Raw genomic sequence first — 15373 nt, 5'->3', positions numbered from 1 at the left:
GGTTAATCTCTGCGCTGTAGATTGAGCGAATTGGTAATGCGTTCAAGAGCATGCGTGTATGTGGACAAAGCATCATAAGAAGAGAAAGCTCGGCCGCTTCGTCATTCCGGCCATGACGGTCGCCTTCCTTTCCTATTTCGGTTATCACTGCGTTCACGGCGATTACGGCCTGCGCGCGACGGAAGCGTTCGAGCATCAGCGTGTCGCGCGTGAAAAAGAGCTTGCAGTCTTGAAGACGAAGCGCGAACATCTGGAAAATCAGGTCGCGCTGCTCAGTGACGGCTCGCTCGACAAGGACATGCTGGACGAAAAAGCGCGCTATCAGCTTAATGTGTCGCGCGCGGACGAGATCGTCATATTCAACCATTATTCCAATTAACCGGAAACAGGTTAATTTAAATTCCCGGCGTTTTATCAATGATTTAGCGCCGAATACGAGCCATGCAATTATGGCATTGCTGTGGTCATATTTCTTCCCTATGGTACGCGCCACCAAGAACCGACAAACCCATAGGGAGGGTTGAATGGCGCCGCGAAAGACCGCGACCGTTTCCAGCCGCAAAACTGCAGCAAAACCCGCAGCCAAAGCATCGAATGGAGGCCCGGTAGCCGACTTCGATCGCGATGAGGAGCTCAAGGCCTATCGCGAAATGCTGCTCATCCGCCGCTTCGAGGAGAAGGCCGGTCAGCTTTACGGCATGGGCTTCATCGGCGGCTTTTGCCACCTCTACATCGGTCAGGAAGCTGTCGTCGTCGGCATGCAGATGGCGCAGAAGGAAGGCGATCAGGTCATCACCGCCTATCGCGACCACGGCCATATGCTGGCAACCGGCATGGAAGCGCGTGGCGTCATGGCGGAGCTGACCGGGCGCCGCAGCGGCTATTCCCACGGGAAGGGCGGCTCGATGCATATGTTCTCGAAAGAGAAGCATTTCTACGGCGGTCACGGCATCGTCGGCGCCCAGGTCTCGCTCGGAACGGGTCTGGCCTTCGCAAACAGCTATCGCAGCAACGGCAATGTCTCCATCGCCTATTTCGGCGACGGCGCTGCCAACCAGGGCCAGGTCTACGAGAGCTTCAACATGGCGGCTCTCTGGAAGCTGCCGATCGTCTATATCGTCGAGAACAACCGTTACGCCATGGGCACCTCGACCGCCCGCGCCACCGCTCAGTCGAACTATTCGCTGCGCGGCTCCGGCTTCGGCATCCCCGGCATTCAGGTCGATGGCATGGACGTTCGCGCCGTCAAGGCGGCGGCCGACGAGGCGCTCGAACATTGCCGCTCCGGCAAGGGCCCGATCATTCTCGAAATGCTGACTTATCGTTATCGCGGTCACTCCATGTCCGATCCGGCGAAATATCGCTCCAAGGACGAAGTGCAGAAGATGCGCTCCGAGCATGACCCGATCGAACAGGTCAAGGCGCGCCTCATCGAAAAGGGCTGGGCCTCCGAAGACGATCTGAAGGCGATCGACAAGGATGTCCGCGACATCGTCGCCGACAGCGCCGATTTCGCCCAGGCCGATCCGGAGCCGGATGCATCCGAGCTCTACACCGACATTCTGCTCTAATCGGGGGAGGGAACCCATGCCTATCGATATCCTCATGCCCGCCCTCTCTCCGACGATGGAAGAAGGCACGCTGTCCAAATGGCTGAAGCAGGAAGGTGACAAGGTCACCTCAGGCGACGTGATCGCCGAAATCGAAACCGACAAGGCGACGATGGAAGTCGAAGCCGTCGATGAAGGGATCATCGGCAAGCTGCTCGTCGATGCCGGCACCGAAGGCGTCAAGGTCAACACCAAGATCGCCGTGCTGCTGCAGGACGGCGAATCCGCCGCCGATCTTTCCGCCGCCAAGCCGGCCGCCGCAGCAGCGCCTGCCGTTGCCCAGGAAGAGAAGCCGGCCAGCACCGGTTCGGCCTCCGCGCCGCTTCCGGCCGAGCCGAAGGCCGTCGTTCCGAACGACCCCGAAATTCCGGCCGGCACCGAAATGGTGTCGACGACCGTGCGCGAAGCGCTCCGCGACGCCATGGCCGAGGAAATGCGCGCCAATGACGACGTCTTCGTCATGGGCGAAGAAGTTGCCGAATATCAGGGCGCCTACAAGGTCACGCAGGGGCTGCTGCAGGAATTCGGCCCCCGCCGCGTCATCGATACGCCGATCACCGAGCACGGCTTTGCCGGCGTCGGCGTCGGCGCTGCCATGGCAGGCCTTCGCCCGATCGTCGAATTCATGACCTTCAACTTCGCCATGCAGGCGATCGACCACATCATCAACTCCGCCGCCAAGACGCTCTATATGTCCGGCGGCCAGATGGGCGCTCCGATCGTCTTCCGCGGCCCGAACGGTGCTGCAGCTCGCGTCGGCGCCCAGCACAGCCAGGACTATGCTGCCTGGTACTCCGCAATCCCCGGCCTGAAGGTCGTCATGCCTTACACGGCATCCGACGCCAAGGGCCTGCTGAAGGCTGCGATCCGCGATCCGAATCCGGTGATCTTCCTCGAGAACGAAATTCTCTACGGTCAGCACTTCGATGTGCCGAAGCTCGACAATTTCGTCCTGCCGATCGGCAAGGCCCGCATCCATCGTCCGGGCAAGGACGTCACGGTGGTCTCCTTCGGCATCGGCATGACCTATGCGACCAAGGCGGCGGCCGAACTCGAAAAGATCGGCATCGACGTCGAACTGATCGACCTTCGCACCATCCGCCCGATGGACCTGCCGACCGTTATCGAATCGGTGAAGAAGACCGGCCGTCTGGTTACCGTCGAGGAAGGTTATCCGCAGTCGTCGGTCGGAACCGAAATCGCCACCCGCGTCATGCAGCAGGCCTTCGATTATCTCGATGCGCCGATCCTGACGATTGCGGGCAAGGACGTTCCGATGCCCTACGCCGCCAATCTCGAAAAGCTCGCCCTTCCGAATGTCGGCGAAGTCGTCGATGCGGTGAAGGCTGTCTGCTACAAATAAGGGGAGGGCATCTCGATGCCGATCAATATCACGATGCCCGCCCTCTCTCCGACCATGGAGGAAGGCAATCTTTCCAAATGGCTGGTCAAGGAAGGCGACAAGGTCAAGTCGGGCGATGTGATCGCCGAGATCGAGACCGACAAGGCGACGATGGAAGTCGAAGCCGTCGATGAAGGCACGGTCGCCAAGCTCGTCGTTGCCGCCGGCACCGAAGGCGTCAAGGTCAACGCGCTCATTGCGGTTCTCGCCGCCGATGGCGAAGATGTCGCCGCCGCCGCAAACGGTGCGGGTTCCGCCGCTCCGGCGCCCAAGGCTGAAGCCGCATCCGCGCCGAAGGCCGAGGCTGCACCGGCTCCGGCCCAGTCCGCTCCGGCTGCAGCGCCTGTAACCACCGCTGCACCCGCATCGGTTTCGGCTGATGGCAACCGCACCTTCTCGTCGCCGCTCGCGCGCCGTCTGGCCAAGGAAGCCGGCATCGACCTTTCGGCAGTGACAGGCTCCGGCCCGCATGGCCGCGTCGTCAAGAGCGACATCGAGGCGGCTGTTGCCGGCGGTGGCGCCAAGGCTGCTGCTGCGCCCGCACCCGCTGCCGCCCCGCAGGCTGCTGCGCCGGCTCCGGCCGCTGCTGCACCGAAGGGCGCGTCTGAGGAAGCCGTGCTCAAGCTCTTCGAGCCGGGCTCCTACGAACTCGTGCCGCATGACGGCATGCGCAAGACGATTGCCAGGCGCCTGGTCGAATCCAAGCAGACGATTCCGCATTTCTACGTCAGCGTCGATTGCGAGCTCGATGCGCTGCTGGCGCTGCGCGCCCAGCTGAACGATGCGGCGCCGCGCAAGGACAACGCTCCGGCCTACAAGCTCTCGGTCAACGACATGGTCATTAAGGCCATGGCGCTGGCGTTGCGCGACGTTCCGGATGCCAATGTCTCCTGGACCGAGACCAACATGGTCAAGCACAAGCACGCCGATGTCGGCGTCGCCGTCTCGATCCCCGGCGGCCTGATCACGCCGATCATCCGCAAGGCCGAGGAAAAGACCCTGTCGACGATCTCCAACGAGATGCGCGATCTCGGCAAGCGGGCCAAGGACCGCAAGCTGAAGCCTGAGGAATATCAGGGCGGCACCAGCTCGGTCTCGAACATGGGCATGATGGGCGTGAAGAACTTCGCAGCCGTCGTCAACCCGCCGCATGCGACGATCCTCGCGGTCGGCGCAGGCGAACAGCGGGTCGTCGTCAGGAAGGGCGAAATGGCGATCGCCACCGTGATGTCGGTCACGCTGTCGACCGACCATCGCTGCGTCGATGGTGCACTCGGCGCCGAGCTGCTCCAGGCCTTCAAGGGCTACATCGAAAACCCGATGGGCATGCTTGTCTGATAGCAGCGCGGAGGCGGAAATGACCAAGACCGTTCTTTGCTATGGTGACTCGCTGACCTGGGGTTATGACGCCGAGACGATCGGCCGTCATGAGTACAAGAATCGCTGGCCGAGCGTGCTTCAGGCAGCGCTTGGCAGTGAGGCCCGCGTCATCGCCGAAGGCCTGAATGGGCGCACGACCGCTTTCGACGACCACCTCGCCGATTGTGACCGCAACGGTGCGCGCATCCTGCCGACGATCCTGCAGACGCATGCACCGCTCGACCTCGTCATCCTTCTGCTCGGCACCAACGACATGAAGCCGGTCGTGGCGGGGTCCGCCTTTGCCGCTTGCCAGGGCATCAGCCGTCTCGTGCGGCTCATCCGCAATCATGCCTGGCCCTTCGAATTCGATGGGCCGGAGATCTTGATCGTGGCGCCGCCGGCGATCTGCGCGACGGGCAATGTGCCCTTCGCCGCATCCTTTCCCGGCGGTATCGAGGAATCGGCCAAGCTCGCAACGCTTTATCGTGATCTTGCCGACGAACTCGGCTGCGGCTTCTTCGACGGCAACTCCGTCGCCAAGACCACGCCGATCGATGGCATTCATCTCGATGCGGACAATACGCGTGCGCTCGGACGCGGGCTGGAATCGATCGTGCGGATGATGTTGGGGATCTGACCATGACCTCCTTCATCGCCCTCCGGCAGGCCTCACGGCGGGATGCTTCGGAGCTGGCGATTCTGGCGGATATCGCCTCGCGCGGTTTTGCCTCCTGGCTCTGGTTTGCCGATGTGGCGACCGGCGTCAGCGACACGCCGCTGGAGCGGGGCAGGCTGAAGATGAGCGAGGAGGAGGCTGTCGGCGGCTGGCGGGATGCCGTCATTGCCGAGGTCTATGGTGAGGTCGCTGGCGTGGCGATCGGCCATGCGCTGGAGGAAGGCATAAATAAGATCGAGGCGACAGTTCGGGCGACCGAGCCGATGCTCGCCTTGCAGAAAACGGTTGTGGGTAGCTGGTTCATCGGCAGTCTCGGCGTCTATCGCCACCTGCGCGGCATCGGCATCGGACGCAGATTGCTGGAGGATCAGATCGAAAAGGCCGATCGCCGCCCCGTCAGTCTCATCACCGCAAGTGATAACGAAGCGGCTTTGTCGCTTTATGGAAGAAACGGATTCTTGGAGGCTGCGCGTGCCGATGCCGTGCCGCTCTTCGACAACAGCAAGAGACATGCGTGGGTGCTCATGACCCGCAGCGCAGCGTAACAAAGGCAGGAAACACATGGCTGAATCCTACGACGTCATCATCATCGGTTCGGGTCCCGGCGGCTATGTCGCCGCCATTCGCGCCAGCCAGCTCGGCCTCAAGACCGCGATCGTCGAGCGCGAGCATATGGGCGGCATCTGCCTGAACTGGGGCTGCATCCCCACCAAGGCGCTGCTGCGCTCGGCCGAAGTCCTCGACCATGCCAATCACTTCAAGGATTACGGCCTGGTTCTCGAAGGCACGGTGAAGCCGGACGCCAAGGCCGTCGTTGGCCGCTCGCGCGCCGTCTCCGCCCGTCTGAATGCCGGCGTCGGCTTCCTGATGAAGAAGAACAAGATCGACATCATCTGGGGCGAAGGAAAGCTTACGAAGCCCGGCGAGATCGTCGTCGGCAAGTCGTCGAAGGCCGTCGTCGAGCCGCAGCATCCGCTGCCGAAGAACGTCAAGGGCGAGGGCACCTATACCGCCAAGCACATCATCATCGCCACCGGCGCCCGCCCGCGCGCGCTGCCGGGCATCGAGCCGGACGGCAAGCTGATCTGGACCTATTTCGAGGCGCTGAAGCCGGATGCGCTGCCGAAGTCGCTGATCGTCATGGGCTCGGGCGCGATCGGCATCGAATTCGCAAGCTTCTATCGCTCGATGGGCGTTGACGTGACGGTCGTCGAAGTCATGCCGACCATCATGCCGGTCGAAGATGCCGAAATCACCGCGATTGCCCGCAAGCAGCTTGAAAAGCGTGGCCTCAAGATCTTCACCAGCGCCAAGGTTTCGAAGGTCGAGAAGGGCGCCGGCAGCGTCACCGCGCATGTCGAGACGGCCGATGGCAAAGTGCAGCAGATCACTGCCGACCGGCTGATTTCGGCCGTCGGCGTTCAGGGCAACATCGAAAATCTTGGCCTCGAGGCGCTTGGTGTGAAGACCGACCGCGGCTGCGTCGTCGTCGACGGTTACGGCAAGACCAATGTCGCCGGCATCTATGCGATCGGCGATGTCGCCGGCCCACCGATGCTGGCGCACAAGGCAGAGCATGAGGGCGTCGTCTGCGTCGAAAAGATCGCCGGCTTGCCGAACGTTCATCCCACAGACAAGGGCAAGGTCCCGGGCTGCACCTATTGCAATCCGCAGGTCGCCTCCGTCGGCCTCACCGAAGCCAAAGCCAAGGAGCTGGGCCGTGACATCCGCGTCGGTCGCTTCTCCTTTGCGGCAAACGGCAAGGCGATCGCGCTTGGCGAAGACCAGGGCATGGTGAAGGTGATCTTCGATAAGAAGACCGGCGAACTGCTCGGCGCCCATATGGTTGGCGCTGAAGTCACCGAGCTCATCCAGGGCTTCGTCGTCGCGATGAACCTCGAAACAACCGAGGAAGAGCTGATGCACACGATCTTCCCGCATCCCACCGTGTCCGAAACGATGAAGGAAGCGGTGCTCGATGCCTACGGCCGTGTATTGAATGCTTGATAATTTCCCAATCCGCCCTGTATCACGGGGTGGAAAAAACGAAAGGAAATCATCATGTCTATGGAGACGCAGGCGTTGCTGGTATTTCTGCTGATCGGCCTGGTTGCAGGCTTTCTTGCAAGTCTGGTCGTCGGCGGCGGCGGGTTGATAAGATGCCTGCTGAGCGGCATCATCGGCGCCTTCGTCGGCGGTTATCTGTTCAGCGCGCTCGGCATTTCGCTGGGCATTGAAAACGCGCTTGTTGTGCAGATCATCCACGCCACGGTCGGCGCCATTATCGTGGTTCTGATCGCAAGAGCGGTCGCTTAAGGGTCAAAAGAGGGCAGGGCAGGAATGGAAGGCGTCGGCTGGATTTCGGCAATCATCATCGGCGGACTTGCGGGCTGGCTCGCCGGCAAGCTGATGGAAGCGCGATACGGGATTTTCCTGAACATCGTGCTCGGCATTGTCGGCTCGGTCGTCGCCAGCGCAGTCCTCGCGCAGTTTCATGTCCAGGTGGTCGGCGGACGGCTCGGTTACTTCGTGACGGGTTTCCTCGGCGCCTGCCTGTTGATATTCCTTGTGCGGCTGGTGCGGCGCTAGATCCGAATGATGTGCCGCATAGGGGCGGTAGAAAGCTGAAACTGCAATGGTGACCATCCTCGACACGATCAATCCCGACGCCAAGCGTGTGCGGCATCCGGAGAAGGCGCATCGCCCCGATACCGAAGTCATGCGCAAGCCGGACTGGATTCGCGTCAAGGCGCCGACCTCCAAGGGTTATGCCGAGACGCGCGCGATCGTGAAGGAGCACAAGCTCGTCACCGTCTGCGAAGAGGCTGGCTGCCCGAATATCGGCGAGTGCTGGGACAAGAAGCACGCGACCTTCATGATCATGGGCGAGATCTGTACCCGCGCCTGCGCCTTCTGCAACGTCGCCACCGGCAAGCCGAATGCCCTCGATATGGCCGAGCCCGAGAATGTCGCCAAGGCGGTCAAAGAGATGGGCCTCAGCCACGTCGTCATCACTTCGGTCGACCGTGACGACCTGGCAGACGGCGGCGCCGAGCACTTCGAAAAGGTGATCTGGGCGATCCGGGCGGCCTCGCCGATGACGACGATCGAGATCCTGACGCCGGACTTCCTGAAGAAGCCTGGAGCGCTGGAACGTGTCGTCGCCGCCAAGCCCGACGTCTTCAACCACAATATGGAGACCGTGCCCGGCAATTATCTGACGGTTCGCCCCGGCGCCCGCTATTTCCATTCCATTCGCCTGCTGCAGCGGGTGAAGGAACTCGATCCCACCATGTTCACCAAATCGGGCATCATGGTCGGTCTCGGCGAAGAACGAAACGAAGTCCTCCAACTGATGGACGATCTGCGCACCGCCGACGTCGATTTCCTGACGATCGGCCAGTACCTGCAGCCGACCCGCAAGCACCACAAGGTCATGAGCTTCGTCACGCCCGACGAGTTCAAGTCCTACGAGACCGTCGCCTACAGCAAGGGCTTCCTGATGGTCGCCTCGAGCCCGCTGACCCGCTCCTCGCACCATGCCGGCGACGACTTTGCACGGCTGCGGGCGGCACGGGAGAAGAAGCTGCTGATGGCGGCCGAGTAAGGTTCGGCACTTGCTTTTTGATCGAACCGCGGCGATTTTTGCCGCGGTTTTTCTTTGAGCAATTGACGATGAACGACACATCCGGACTGAAATCGACGCTGGTCGAAGCCGACCGTATCCTGGTGATCGGCTGTCCCGGCAGCGGCAAGAGCACGCTGGCAAAGCGGCTGTCGCAAGCGCTCGGCCTTGATTACATCTCCATGGATCGCGATTTCTACTGGCTACCGGGGTGGCGAAAGAGGCAGCGCGACGAGATCGACAGCCTGATCGCCAAGGCAGTGGCGAAAGAACGCTGGATCATGGATGGAACCGGGCTGAGCTCCTTCCATTTGCGCCTGCCGCGCGCGGAGACCGTGATTTGGCTTCGGCTACCCAGATCTGCCTGCCTGTACGGAGCAATATCGAGAGGGTTGCGCTATTTCGGGCGCAACCGTCCCGAACTGCCTGCCGGCTGTCCCGAACACCTCTCGCTGGACTTGCTTGCCTATATCTGGAATTTCGAGCGGGATGCCGCCCCCTTGATCGACGCCGCACTTCGGGATCATCTTGCCGGCATCGCCTAGCACGGCCCTGACGTGCCCGTTCTCCAGCTAAAATCCCGTCGTGAGGTGCGCGAGCTTCTTGATCTTCTCCGCGCGCCCGCTTAATTGCCGCCTATGCCGCAATTCGAAACGCACCGTCCCGTCCCGCACACGCCCGAACAGATGTTCGACCTCGTCGCCGATGTCGAGCGCTATCCGGAATTTCTGCCGCTCTGCGAAGCGCTCGCCATCCGAAGCCGCAAGGAGCGCGACGGCAAGATCCTGCTCGTCGCCGACATGACGGTCGGCTACAAGGCGATCCGCGAGACCTTCACCACACAGGTGCTGCTGAACCGGGCCGAGCAGGTCATCGAGGTCAAATATATCGATGGCCCGTTCAAATATCTCGACAATCGCTGGCACTTCTCGGAGATGCCGACTGGCGGCTGCACCGTCGATTTCTTCATCGATTACGAGTTCAAGAGCCGCATTCTCGGCGCGTTGATGGGCTCGATGTTCGACCGCGCCTTCCGCATGTTCACCGAAGCCTTCGAGACCAGGGCAAACAGGATATACGCTGCGGCCTGACGGGACCATTACCTTGTCAGCCGGCGAAGAGCGAATGCACCATCTCCAGCGCCGTCCTGACTGTTGCCAGCCGAACCTCGCTGCGGCCGATATCGCCATAGAGCATCTTTCGGTGGATGAGCGCGCCGGTGCGCGATTTGGCGGCGAGATGCACGAGGCCGACCGGTTTTTCCGCCGATCCGCCGCCAGGGCCGGCAATACCGGTGACGGCAACGGCGATCTCGGCGCGCGAGCGGAAGAGGGCGCCATGCACCATCTGCCGCGCCGTTTCCTCGGAGACCGCCCCGAAGCGCAGCAGCGTTTCCGCCTGCACGCCGAGCATCTCCACCTTGGCGTTATTCGTATAGGTGACGAAGCCGCGATCGACGACGGCGGAGGAGCCCGATATCTCAGTCAGCGCCCCGGCGATCAGCCCGCCGGTGCAGGATTCGGCTGTGGACAGCATCAGCCCGGCGGCCGTGAACTCACGGATGATCGTCTCCGCTGCCGAAATGATATCCGGAGGAAACAGGCTCATCACTTTCTCCCGCGATAGACGACGGTCGCCGTGGCGATCGCCGCGATGCCTTCGCGCCGGCCGACGAAACCGATCGTCTCGTTGGTCGTCGCCTTGACCGAGCAGCGTTCGATATCGATGCCGAGATAATCCGACAGTTTCGCCCGCATGGCGTCGCGATGCGGGCCGACCCGCGGCGCTTCGGCGATCAGCGAGACGTCGGCATTCATGATCGTGCCGCCGCGCTCGCGCACAATCCGGGCAGCGTGTTCGATGAAGATCTTTGAGGGCGCGCCCTTCCATTGCGGGTCGGACGGCGGGAAATGATCGCCGATATCGCCGGCGCCGCAGGTGGCAAGCAGCGCATCCGTCAGCGCATGCAGCGCGACATCGGCATCGGAGTGGCCTTTGAGCTTCTGGTCATGCGGAATGAACACGCCGCAGAGTGTGACGCCATCGCCGGCTTCGAGCTGGTGCACGTCGTAGCCGTTGCCGGTGCGCACGTCCGGAAGCAGCGAAGCCGACAGCTTGCCGTCGGCCATGGCGATATCGTCCTTGACCGTCAGCTTGACGTTATCGGCCGTGCCCTCGACGATCGTCACCGGAATGCCCAGCCATTCGGCGATCGAAGCATCGTCGGTGAAATCACTTCGTCCGCTGGCGGCCGCCTTCTCATGCGCATCGAGGATCGTTTCGAAGGCGAAGGATTGCGGCGTCTGCGCCGCATAGAGGTGCTCGCGCGAAACCGTCGCCAGCACGGTGCCGGTGCTGTCGGCGCGTTTCAGCGTATCGGTGACCGGGATCGCCGGCAGCACCGCCTGCGCGCCGTTGCCAAGGCTGTCGGCGATACGATCCAGAAGCTCATGGTCGAAGAACGGCCGCACGGCATCATGGATCAGCACGTGGCTGATCTGCTTGTCCTTGAGGTATCTGAGGCCGGCCAGCACGGATTGCTGCCGGGTCGCGCCGCCATGCACCGTTTCGATCGGCGTTGCCGAGATGATGTGGCGGAAAGCTCTTGCAAACAGCGCCTCGTCATCGGGATGAATGACGACGACGATCTGCTTTGCCGCTTCCCATGTCATGAAGTTTTCAAGCGTATGGACGATAACCGGCTTGCCGCCGATCATGCGATACTGCTTGGGGCCTTCCTTGGAGGATCCTGCGCGCTCGCCGCGGCCGGCGGCGACGATGACAATTCCAGCCGATATCGGTTGCTTAGAAGGCATTTGCAGCATAAATCCCCTAATTATGCGGAATTGACCCGAGTGCTCTAGCGTCTTGCTTTGGCGTTTTCCAGCATCTGCCCGAAAAATATCAATTCCCCTCCCAGCCCCCTTGGCAAGCTAGGGAATAGTGGCTAAAAATAATGCAGTTCTATTGTGTGCCCGAAAGATAATCATTTGATTTCCAAGGACCTCGCAGCGCCTTTCCGAATCGGACCTGTGTCCGTGCGGAACCGCGTTGTGCTGGCGCCGATGTCCGGCGTCACGGATATGCCCTTCCGCGAGCTTGCCTGGCGCTTCGGCGCCGGCCTCGTCGTCACCGAAATGGTGGCGAGCCGCGAATTGGTCAATGACACGGCCGAATCATGGTCGCGGCTGCGGGCTGCGGGCTTCCGGCCGCATATGGTGCAGCTTGCCGGACGCGAGGCGCACTGGATGGCGGAAGCCGCCAAGATCGCCGCCGATCATGGTGCCGATATCATCGACATCAATATGGGCTGCCCGGCCAAGAAAGTGATTGGCGGTTATTCCGGTTCGGCGCTGATGCGCGATCCCGATCACGCGCTCGGCCTCATCGAGGCGACGGTCAAGGCCGTCGACATTCCGGTGACGCTGAAGATGCGCCTCGGCTGGGATGAGAATTCGATCAATGCGCCCGACATCGCGCGCCGCGCCGAGGCGGCCGGTATCCAGCTTGTGACCATTCACGGGCGCACCCGCATGCAATTCTACGAAGGCCGTGCCGATTGGGACGCGATCCGCGCCGTCCGCGAGGTAATCTCCATACCGCTGATCGCCAATGGCGATGTCGAAACCGCGGGCGACGCGCAGGAAATATTGCGCCGCTCCGGCGCCGATGCCGTCATGATCGGTAGGGGCTGCCAGGGCAGGCCGTGGCATGCCGGCGTCATATCAGGTGCGGCCGAGCCGCTGTCGCTTGAAATCGCCGATATCGCCGTCGAGCACTACCGGATGATGCTGGATTTCTACGGCGAAGCGGTGGCTATCCGCCATGCCCGCAAACACCTGGGCTGGTATCTCCAGCGTTTCGCCCCGGATCTCGCCGACGGTGAAAAGGCTGCGATCATGACCTCGCGCGATCCCAGCGAAGTGGCCGCACGGCTTTACGATGCATTGGCGGCAGGTGTTGTCGACAGCCGGGAGGCGGCATGACGAAGGATATGACATCTCCGTCCGATCAGGCCGGCGGAACCACCGTCGCCATGGCCGTGCTGAACGCCATCCAGAACCCCGTTATCATGGTCGACGAATCCGGCTTCGTCGTTTTCGCCAATTGGGAAGCGGAGGCCTTCTTCGGCGCCAGCGCCTCGCATCTGGCGCGCTACCGGATCTCCACCTTCATTCCCTTCGGCAGCCCGCTGCTTGCCTTGATCGATCAGGTGCGCGAGCGCAAAGCGCCAGTCAACGAATATCGCGTCGACCTGAGTTCGCCGCGCCTCGGCCAGGACAAGCTCGTCGATCTCTACGTCGCCCCGGTGCTCAGCGAACCCGGCGCCGTCGTCATCGTCTTTCAGGAACGCTCGATGGCCGACAAGATCGACCGGCAGCTGACGCATCGCGCTGCTGCCCGCTCGGTGACCGGCCTCGCCTCGATGCTGGCGCACGAGATCAAGAACCCGCTTTCCGGCATACGCGGCGCTGCCCAGCTGCTCGAGCAGTCTGCGATCGACGACGACCGGGCGCTGACCCGGCTGATCTGCGACGAGACCGATCGCATCGTCTCGCTGGTCGATCGCATGGAAGTCTTTTCCGACGAACGTCCCGTCGACCGCATGCCGGTCAATATCCATTCCGTGCTCGATCATGTGAAGGCGGTCGCCAAGGCGGGTTTTGCCCGCAATATCCGCGTCACCGAGAGCTACGACCCGTCGCTGCCGGCCGTTTATGCCAATCGCGACCAGCTCGTGCAGGTCTTCCTCAATCTGGTGAAGAACGCCGCCGAAGCGGTCGGCGATCGGCCGGACGGCGAGATCATGCTGACGACGGCTTATCGCCCCGGCATCCGCCTGTCGGTCGCCGGCACGCGCGAAAAGATCTCGCTGCCGCTGGAATTCTGCGTCCACGACAATGGCCCCGGCGTCCCCTCCGATCTGTTGCCGCATCTCTTCGACCCGTTCATCACCACCAAGCCGAACGGCAGCGGCCTCGGCCTGGCGCTGGTCGCAAAGATCATCGGCGATCATGGCGGCATTATCGAATGCGACAGCCAGAACAGCCGCACGACATTCCGCGTTCTCATGCCGGCGTCGAAGGACGCCTCGCTCGAAGACGCCACTACCGCAAGCTCGACAGGACCTTCTCGATGACAGCCACGATCCTTGTTGCAGATGATGATGCGGCCATCCGGACCGTGCTCAACCAGGCTTTGAGCCGCGCCGGCTATGACGTCCGCATCACCTCCAACGCCGCTACCCTCTGGCGCTGGATTTCCGCCGGCGAGGGCGATCTTGTTGTCACCGACGTGGTGATGCCCGACGAGAACGCCTTCGACCTGCTGCCGCGCATCAAGAAGGCGCGTCCCGACCTGCCGGTTCTCGTCATGAGCGCGCAAAACACCTTCATGACCGCCATCAAGGCCTCCGAGAAGGGCGCCTACGACTATCTGCCCAAGCCCTTCGACCTGACCGAGCTGATCGGCATCATCGGCCGCGCGCTCGCCGAGCCGAAGCGCAAGCCCGCCAAGCTCGAAGAGGACATGCAGGACGGCATGCCGCTCGTCGGCCGGTCGGCGGCGATGCAGGAAATCTACCGCGTGCTCGCCCGCCTGATGCAGACGGACCTGACGCTGATGATCACCGGCGAATCCGGCACCGGTAAGGAGCTCGTCGCCCGCGCGCTGCATGACTATGGCAAGCGCCGCAACGGCCCCTTCGTTGCGATCAACATGGCGGCGATCCCGCGCGACCTGATCGAATCGGAACTCTTCGGTCACGAGAAGGGCGCCTTCACCGGCGCGCAGACCCGCTCGACCGGCCGCTTCGAGCAGGCCGAAGGCGGCACGCTCTTCCTCGACGAAATCGGCGACATGCCGATGGACGCCCAGACGCGGCTCTTACGTGTCCTGCAGCAGGGCGAATACACCACCGTCGGCGGCCGCACGCCGATCCGCACCGATGTGCGTATCGTCGCCGCCACCAACAAGGACCTGAAGCAGGCGATCAACCAGGGCCTGTTCCGCGAGGATCTCTATTACCGGCTCAATGTCGTGCCGCTGCGCCTGCCGCCGCTGCGTGACCGCGCCGAGGATATTCCCGATCTCGTGCGCCATTTTATCCAGCAGGCCGAAAAGGAAGGCCTCGGCTCCAAGCGCTTCGATCAGGAGGCCCTGGAACTGATGAAGGCCTACGCCTGGCCGGGCAACGTCCGCGAGCTGGAAAACCTCATCCGCCGCCTGATGGCGCTCTATCCGCAGGATGTCATCACCCGCGAGATCATCGATGCCGAGCTACGCTCCGACGTGCCCGACAGCCCGATCGACAAGGGGCCGATCCGCAGCGGCTCGATGACGATCGCGCAAGCCGTCGAGGAGAATATGCGCACCTACTTCGCAAGCTTCGGCGAAAACCTGCCGCCGCCCGGCCTCTACGACCGCGTGCTGACCGAACTGGAATATCCGCTGATTCTCGCCGCCCTGACGGCGACGCGCGGCAACCAGATCAAGGCCGCCGATCTCCTTGGTCTCAATCGAAATACCTTGCGCAAGAAGATCAGGGAACTTGGCGTGTCGGTCTATAGGAGCTCCCGCACCGCCTGAGCGGGCTCCGGGTCGCGAGGACGTTTATGAATGGCTCATCGGCGCACGCTCCGACTGAGTTGGCCTGATGTCGGACATCGCTTCACCAGCATGGTGACCCTGCAACTCAG

Annotated in this window: 16 protein-coding genes and 1 pseudogene; 15 read left to right on the top strand and 2 right to left on the bottom strand. The window is 62.3% G+C overall.

Annotation, left to right across the window (positions count from 1 at the left end; translation table 11 throughout):
• The first annotated feature begins 58 nt into the window (after positions 1–58).
• From FHT79_RS13135 to FHT79_RS13080, 12 genes and pseudogenes are all read left to right on the top strand, one after another.
• Positions 59–379 carry a septum formation initiator family protein gene (locus FHT79_RS13135; RefSeq protein WP_097594566.1) on the top strand — a complete coding sequence of 107 codons (321 nt, stop codon included), beginning with the start codon at positions 59–61 and terminating at the stop codon, positions 377–379.
• A 145-nt stretch (positions 380–524) separates the two neighbouring features.
• Entirely contained in the window at positions 525–1571 is a 1047-nt protein-coding gene (gene pdhA, locus FHT79_RS13130) for a pyruvate dehydrogenase (acetyl-transferring) E1 component subunit alpha (protein ID WP_097594565.1), read from the top strand.
• A 16-nt stretch (positions 1572–1587) separates the two neighbouring features.
• Positions 1588–2973: a pyruvate dehydrogenase complex E1 component subunit beta gene (locus FHT79_RS13125; protein WP_097594564.1), complete on the top strand. Its 1386-nt coding sequence runs from the start codon at positions 1588–1590 to the stop codon at positions 2971–2973.
• Between the two features lie 15 nt (positions 2974–2988).
• A complete protein-coding gene (locus tag FHT79_RS13120; protein ID WP_097594563.1) occupies positions 2989–4350 on the top strand; it encodes a pyruvate dehydrogenase complex dihydrolipoamide acetyltransferase in 1362 nt (453 codons plus the stop codon).
• A gap of 19 nt (positions 4351–4369) precedes the next feature.
• Positions 4370–5011: an SGNH/GDSL hydrolase family protein gene (locus FHT79_RS13115; RefSeq protein ID WP_047614987.1), complete on the top strand. Its 642-nt coding sequence runs from the start codon at positions 4370–4372 to the stop codon at positions 5009–5011.
• A 2-nt stretch (positions 5012–5013) separates the two neighbouring features.
• Positions 5014–5595: a GNAT family N-acetyltransferase gene (locus tag FHT79_RS13110; RefSeq protein WP_097594562.1), complete on the top strand. Its 582-nt coding sequence runs from the start codon at positions 5014–5016 to the stop codon at positions 5593–5595.
• Positions 5596–5611: 16 nt separating this feature from the next.
• Positions 5612–7057, top strand: a complete 1446-nt coding sequence (gene lpdA / locus FHT79_RS13105) for a dihydrolipoyl dehydrogenase (RefSeq protein ID WP_097594561.1) — start codon at positions 5612–5614, stop codon at positions 7055–7057.
• Between the two features lie 54 nt (positions 7058–7111).
• Positions 7112–7366: a GlsB/YeaQ/YmgE family stress response membrane protein gene (locus FHT79_RS13100; protein ID WP_003539329.1), complete on the top strand. Its 255-nt coding sequence runs from the start codon at positions 7112–7114 to the stop codon at positions 7364–7366.
• 24 nt (positions 7367–7390) lie between these two features.
• The gene (locus tag FHT79_RS13095) at positions 7391–7639 is read left to right on the top strand and encodes a GlsB/YeaQ/YmgE family stress response membrane protein (protein ID WP_047614990.1); all 249 of its coding nucleotides are present in this window, start codon (positions 7391–7393) and stop codon (positions 7637–7639) included.
• 46 nt (positions 7640–7685) lie between these two features.
• Positions 7686–8657 carry a lipoyl synthase gene (gene lipA / locus FHT79_RS13090; RefSeq protein WP_063475516.1) on the top strand — a complete coding sequence of 324 codons (972 nt, stop codon included), beginning with the start codon at positions 7686–7688 and terminating at the stop codon, positions 8655–8657.
• A gap of 68 nt (positions 8658–8725) precedes the next feature.
• Positions 8726–9217: pseudogene (locus FHT79_RS13085) on the top strand (AAA family ATPase); the annotation flags it as partial.
• A gap of 96 nt (positions 9218–9313) precedes the next feature.
• Positions 9314–9766 carry a type II toxin-antitoxin system RatA family toxin gene (locus FHT79_RS13080; RefSeq protein ID WP_097594559.1) on the top strand — a complete coding sequence of 151 codons (453 nt, stop codon included), beginning with the start codon at positions 9314–9316 and terminating at the stop codon, positions 9764–9766.
• Positions 9767–9782: 16 nt separating this feature from the next.
• Here the strand turns inward: FHT79_RS13080 and FHT79_RS13075 are convergent, their stop codons facing one another.
• Together FHT79_RS13075 and FHT79_RS13070 are read right to left on the bottom strand one after the other, a co-directional pair.
• Positions 9783–10283: a CinA family protein gene (locus FHT79_RS13075; RefSeq protein WP_097594558.1), complete on the bottom strand. Its 501-nt coding sequence runs from the start codon at positions 10281–10283 to the stop codon at positions 9783–9785.
• The gene (locus FHT79_RS13070; protein ID WP_047614998.1) at positions 10283–11500 is read right to left on the bottom strand and encodes a bifunctional 2-C-methyl-D-erythritol 4-phosphate cytidylyltransferase/2-C-methyl-D-erythritol 2,4-cyclodiphosphate synthase; all 1218 of its coding nucleotides are present in this window, start codon (positions 11498–11500) and stop codon (positions 10283–10285) included. Before FHT79_RS13070 ends, FHT79_RS13075 begins: the two co-directional genes overlap by 1 nt.
• A gap of 144 nt (positions 11501–11644) precedes the next feature.
• Between FHT79_RS13070 and dusB the strand changes: the two genes are divergently transcribed.
• Genes dusB through ntrC form a run of 3 tightly spaced genes read left to right on the top strand, consistent with a single transcriptional unit; the run spans position 11645 to position 15263 of the window.
• Positions 11645–12661, top strand: a complete 1017-nt coding sequence (dusB, locus tag FHT79_RS13065; protein WP_179874669.1) for a tRNA dihydrouridine synthase DusB — start codon at positions 11645–11647, stop codon at positions 12659–12661.
• Complete coding sequence (locus FHT79_RS13060) at positions 12658–13815, top strand: nitrogen regulation protein NR(II) (protein ID WP_047615748.1); 1158 nt, start codon at positions 12658–12660, stop codon at positions 13813–13815. Before dusB ends, FHT79_RS13060 begins: the two co-directional genes overlap by 4 nt.
• On the top strand, positions 13812–15263 hold the full coding sequence (gene ntrC / locus FHT79_RS13055; protein WP_047615004.1) for a nitrogen regulation protein NR(I): 1452 nt from the start codon (positions 13812–13814) through the stop codon (positions 15261–15263). Before FHT79_RS13060 ends, ntrC begins: the two co-directional genes overlap by 4 nt.
• The last annotated feature ends 110 nt before the right edge of the window (positions 15264–15373 follow it).

Origin of the sequence: Rhizobium sp. BK212 (assembly GCF_014197475.1) — a bacterium.
Taxonomy (GTDB): Bacteria; Pseudomonadota; Alphaproteobacteria; order Rhizobiales; family Rhizobiaceae; genus Rhizobium; species Rhizobium anhuiense.
Note: the sequence above shows the minus strand (reverse complement) of the source record. Positions and strands in the feature narration are given on the sequence as shown.

Bases quoted from the DNA above. Each gene is read 5' to 3' on its own strand.
- FHT79_RS13120 (WP_097594563.1), top strand. From the start codon at position 2,989: ATGCCGATCAATATCACGATGCCCGCCCTCTCTCCGACCATGGAGGAA.
- FHT79_RS13135 (WP_097594566.1), top strand. From the start codon at position 59: ATGTGGACAAAGCATCATAAGAAGAGAAAGCTCGGCCGCTTCGTCATT.
- FHT79_RS13070 (WP_047614998.1), bottom strand. From the start codon at position 11,500: ATGCTGCAAATGCCTTCTAAGCAACCGATATCGGCTGGAATTGTCATC.
- ntrC (WP_047615004.1), top strand. From the start codon at position 13,812: ATGACAGCCACGATCCTTGTTGCAGATGATGATGCGGCCATCCGGACC.
- pdhA (WP_097594565.1), top strand. From the start codon at position 525: ATGGCGCCGCGAAAGACCGCGACCGTTTCCAGCCGCAAAACTGCAGCA.
- FHT79_RS13080 (WP_097594559.1), top strand. From the start codon at position 9,314: ATGCCGCAATTCGAAACGCACCGTCCCGTCCCGCACACGCCCGAACAG.
- FHT79_RS13115 (WP_047614987.1), top strand. From the start codon at position 4,370: ATGACCAAGACCGTTCTTTGCTATGGTGACTCGCTGACCTGGGGTTAT.
- FHT79_RS13110 (WP_097594562.1), top strand. From the start codon at position 5,014: ATGACCTCCTTCATCGCCCTCCGGCAGGCCTCACGGCGGGATGCTTCG.
- FHT79_RS13095 (WP_047614990.1), top strand. From the start codon at position 7,391: ATGGAAGGCGTCGGCTGGATTTCGGCAATCATCATCGGCGGACTTGCG.
- FHT79_RS13075 (WP_097594558.1), bottom strand. From the start codon at position 10,283: ATGAGCCTGTTTCCTCCGGATATCATTTCGGCAGCGGAGACGATCATC.
- FHT79_RS13060 (WP_047615748.1), top strand. From the start codon at position 12,658: ATGACGAAGGATATGACATCTCCGTCCGATCAGGCCGGCGGAACCACC.
- lpdA (WP_097594561.1), top strand. From the start codon at position 5,612: ATGGCTGAATCCTACGACGTCATCATCATCGGTTCGGGTCCCGGCGGC.
- lipA (WP_063475516.1), top strand. From the start codon at position 7,686: ATGGTGACCATCCTCGACACGATCAATCCCGACGCCAAGCGTGTGCGG.
- FHT79_RS13125 (WP_097594564.1), top strand. From the start codon at position 1,588: ATGCCTATCGATATCCTCATGCCCGCCCTCTCTCCGACGATGGAAGAA.
- FHT79_RS13100 (WP_003539329.1), top strand. From the start codon at position 7,112: ATGTCTATGGAGACGCAGGCGTTGCTGGTATTTCTGCTGATCGGCCTG.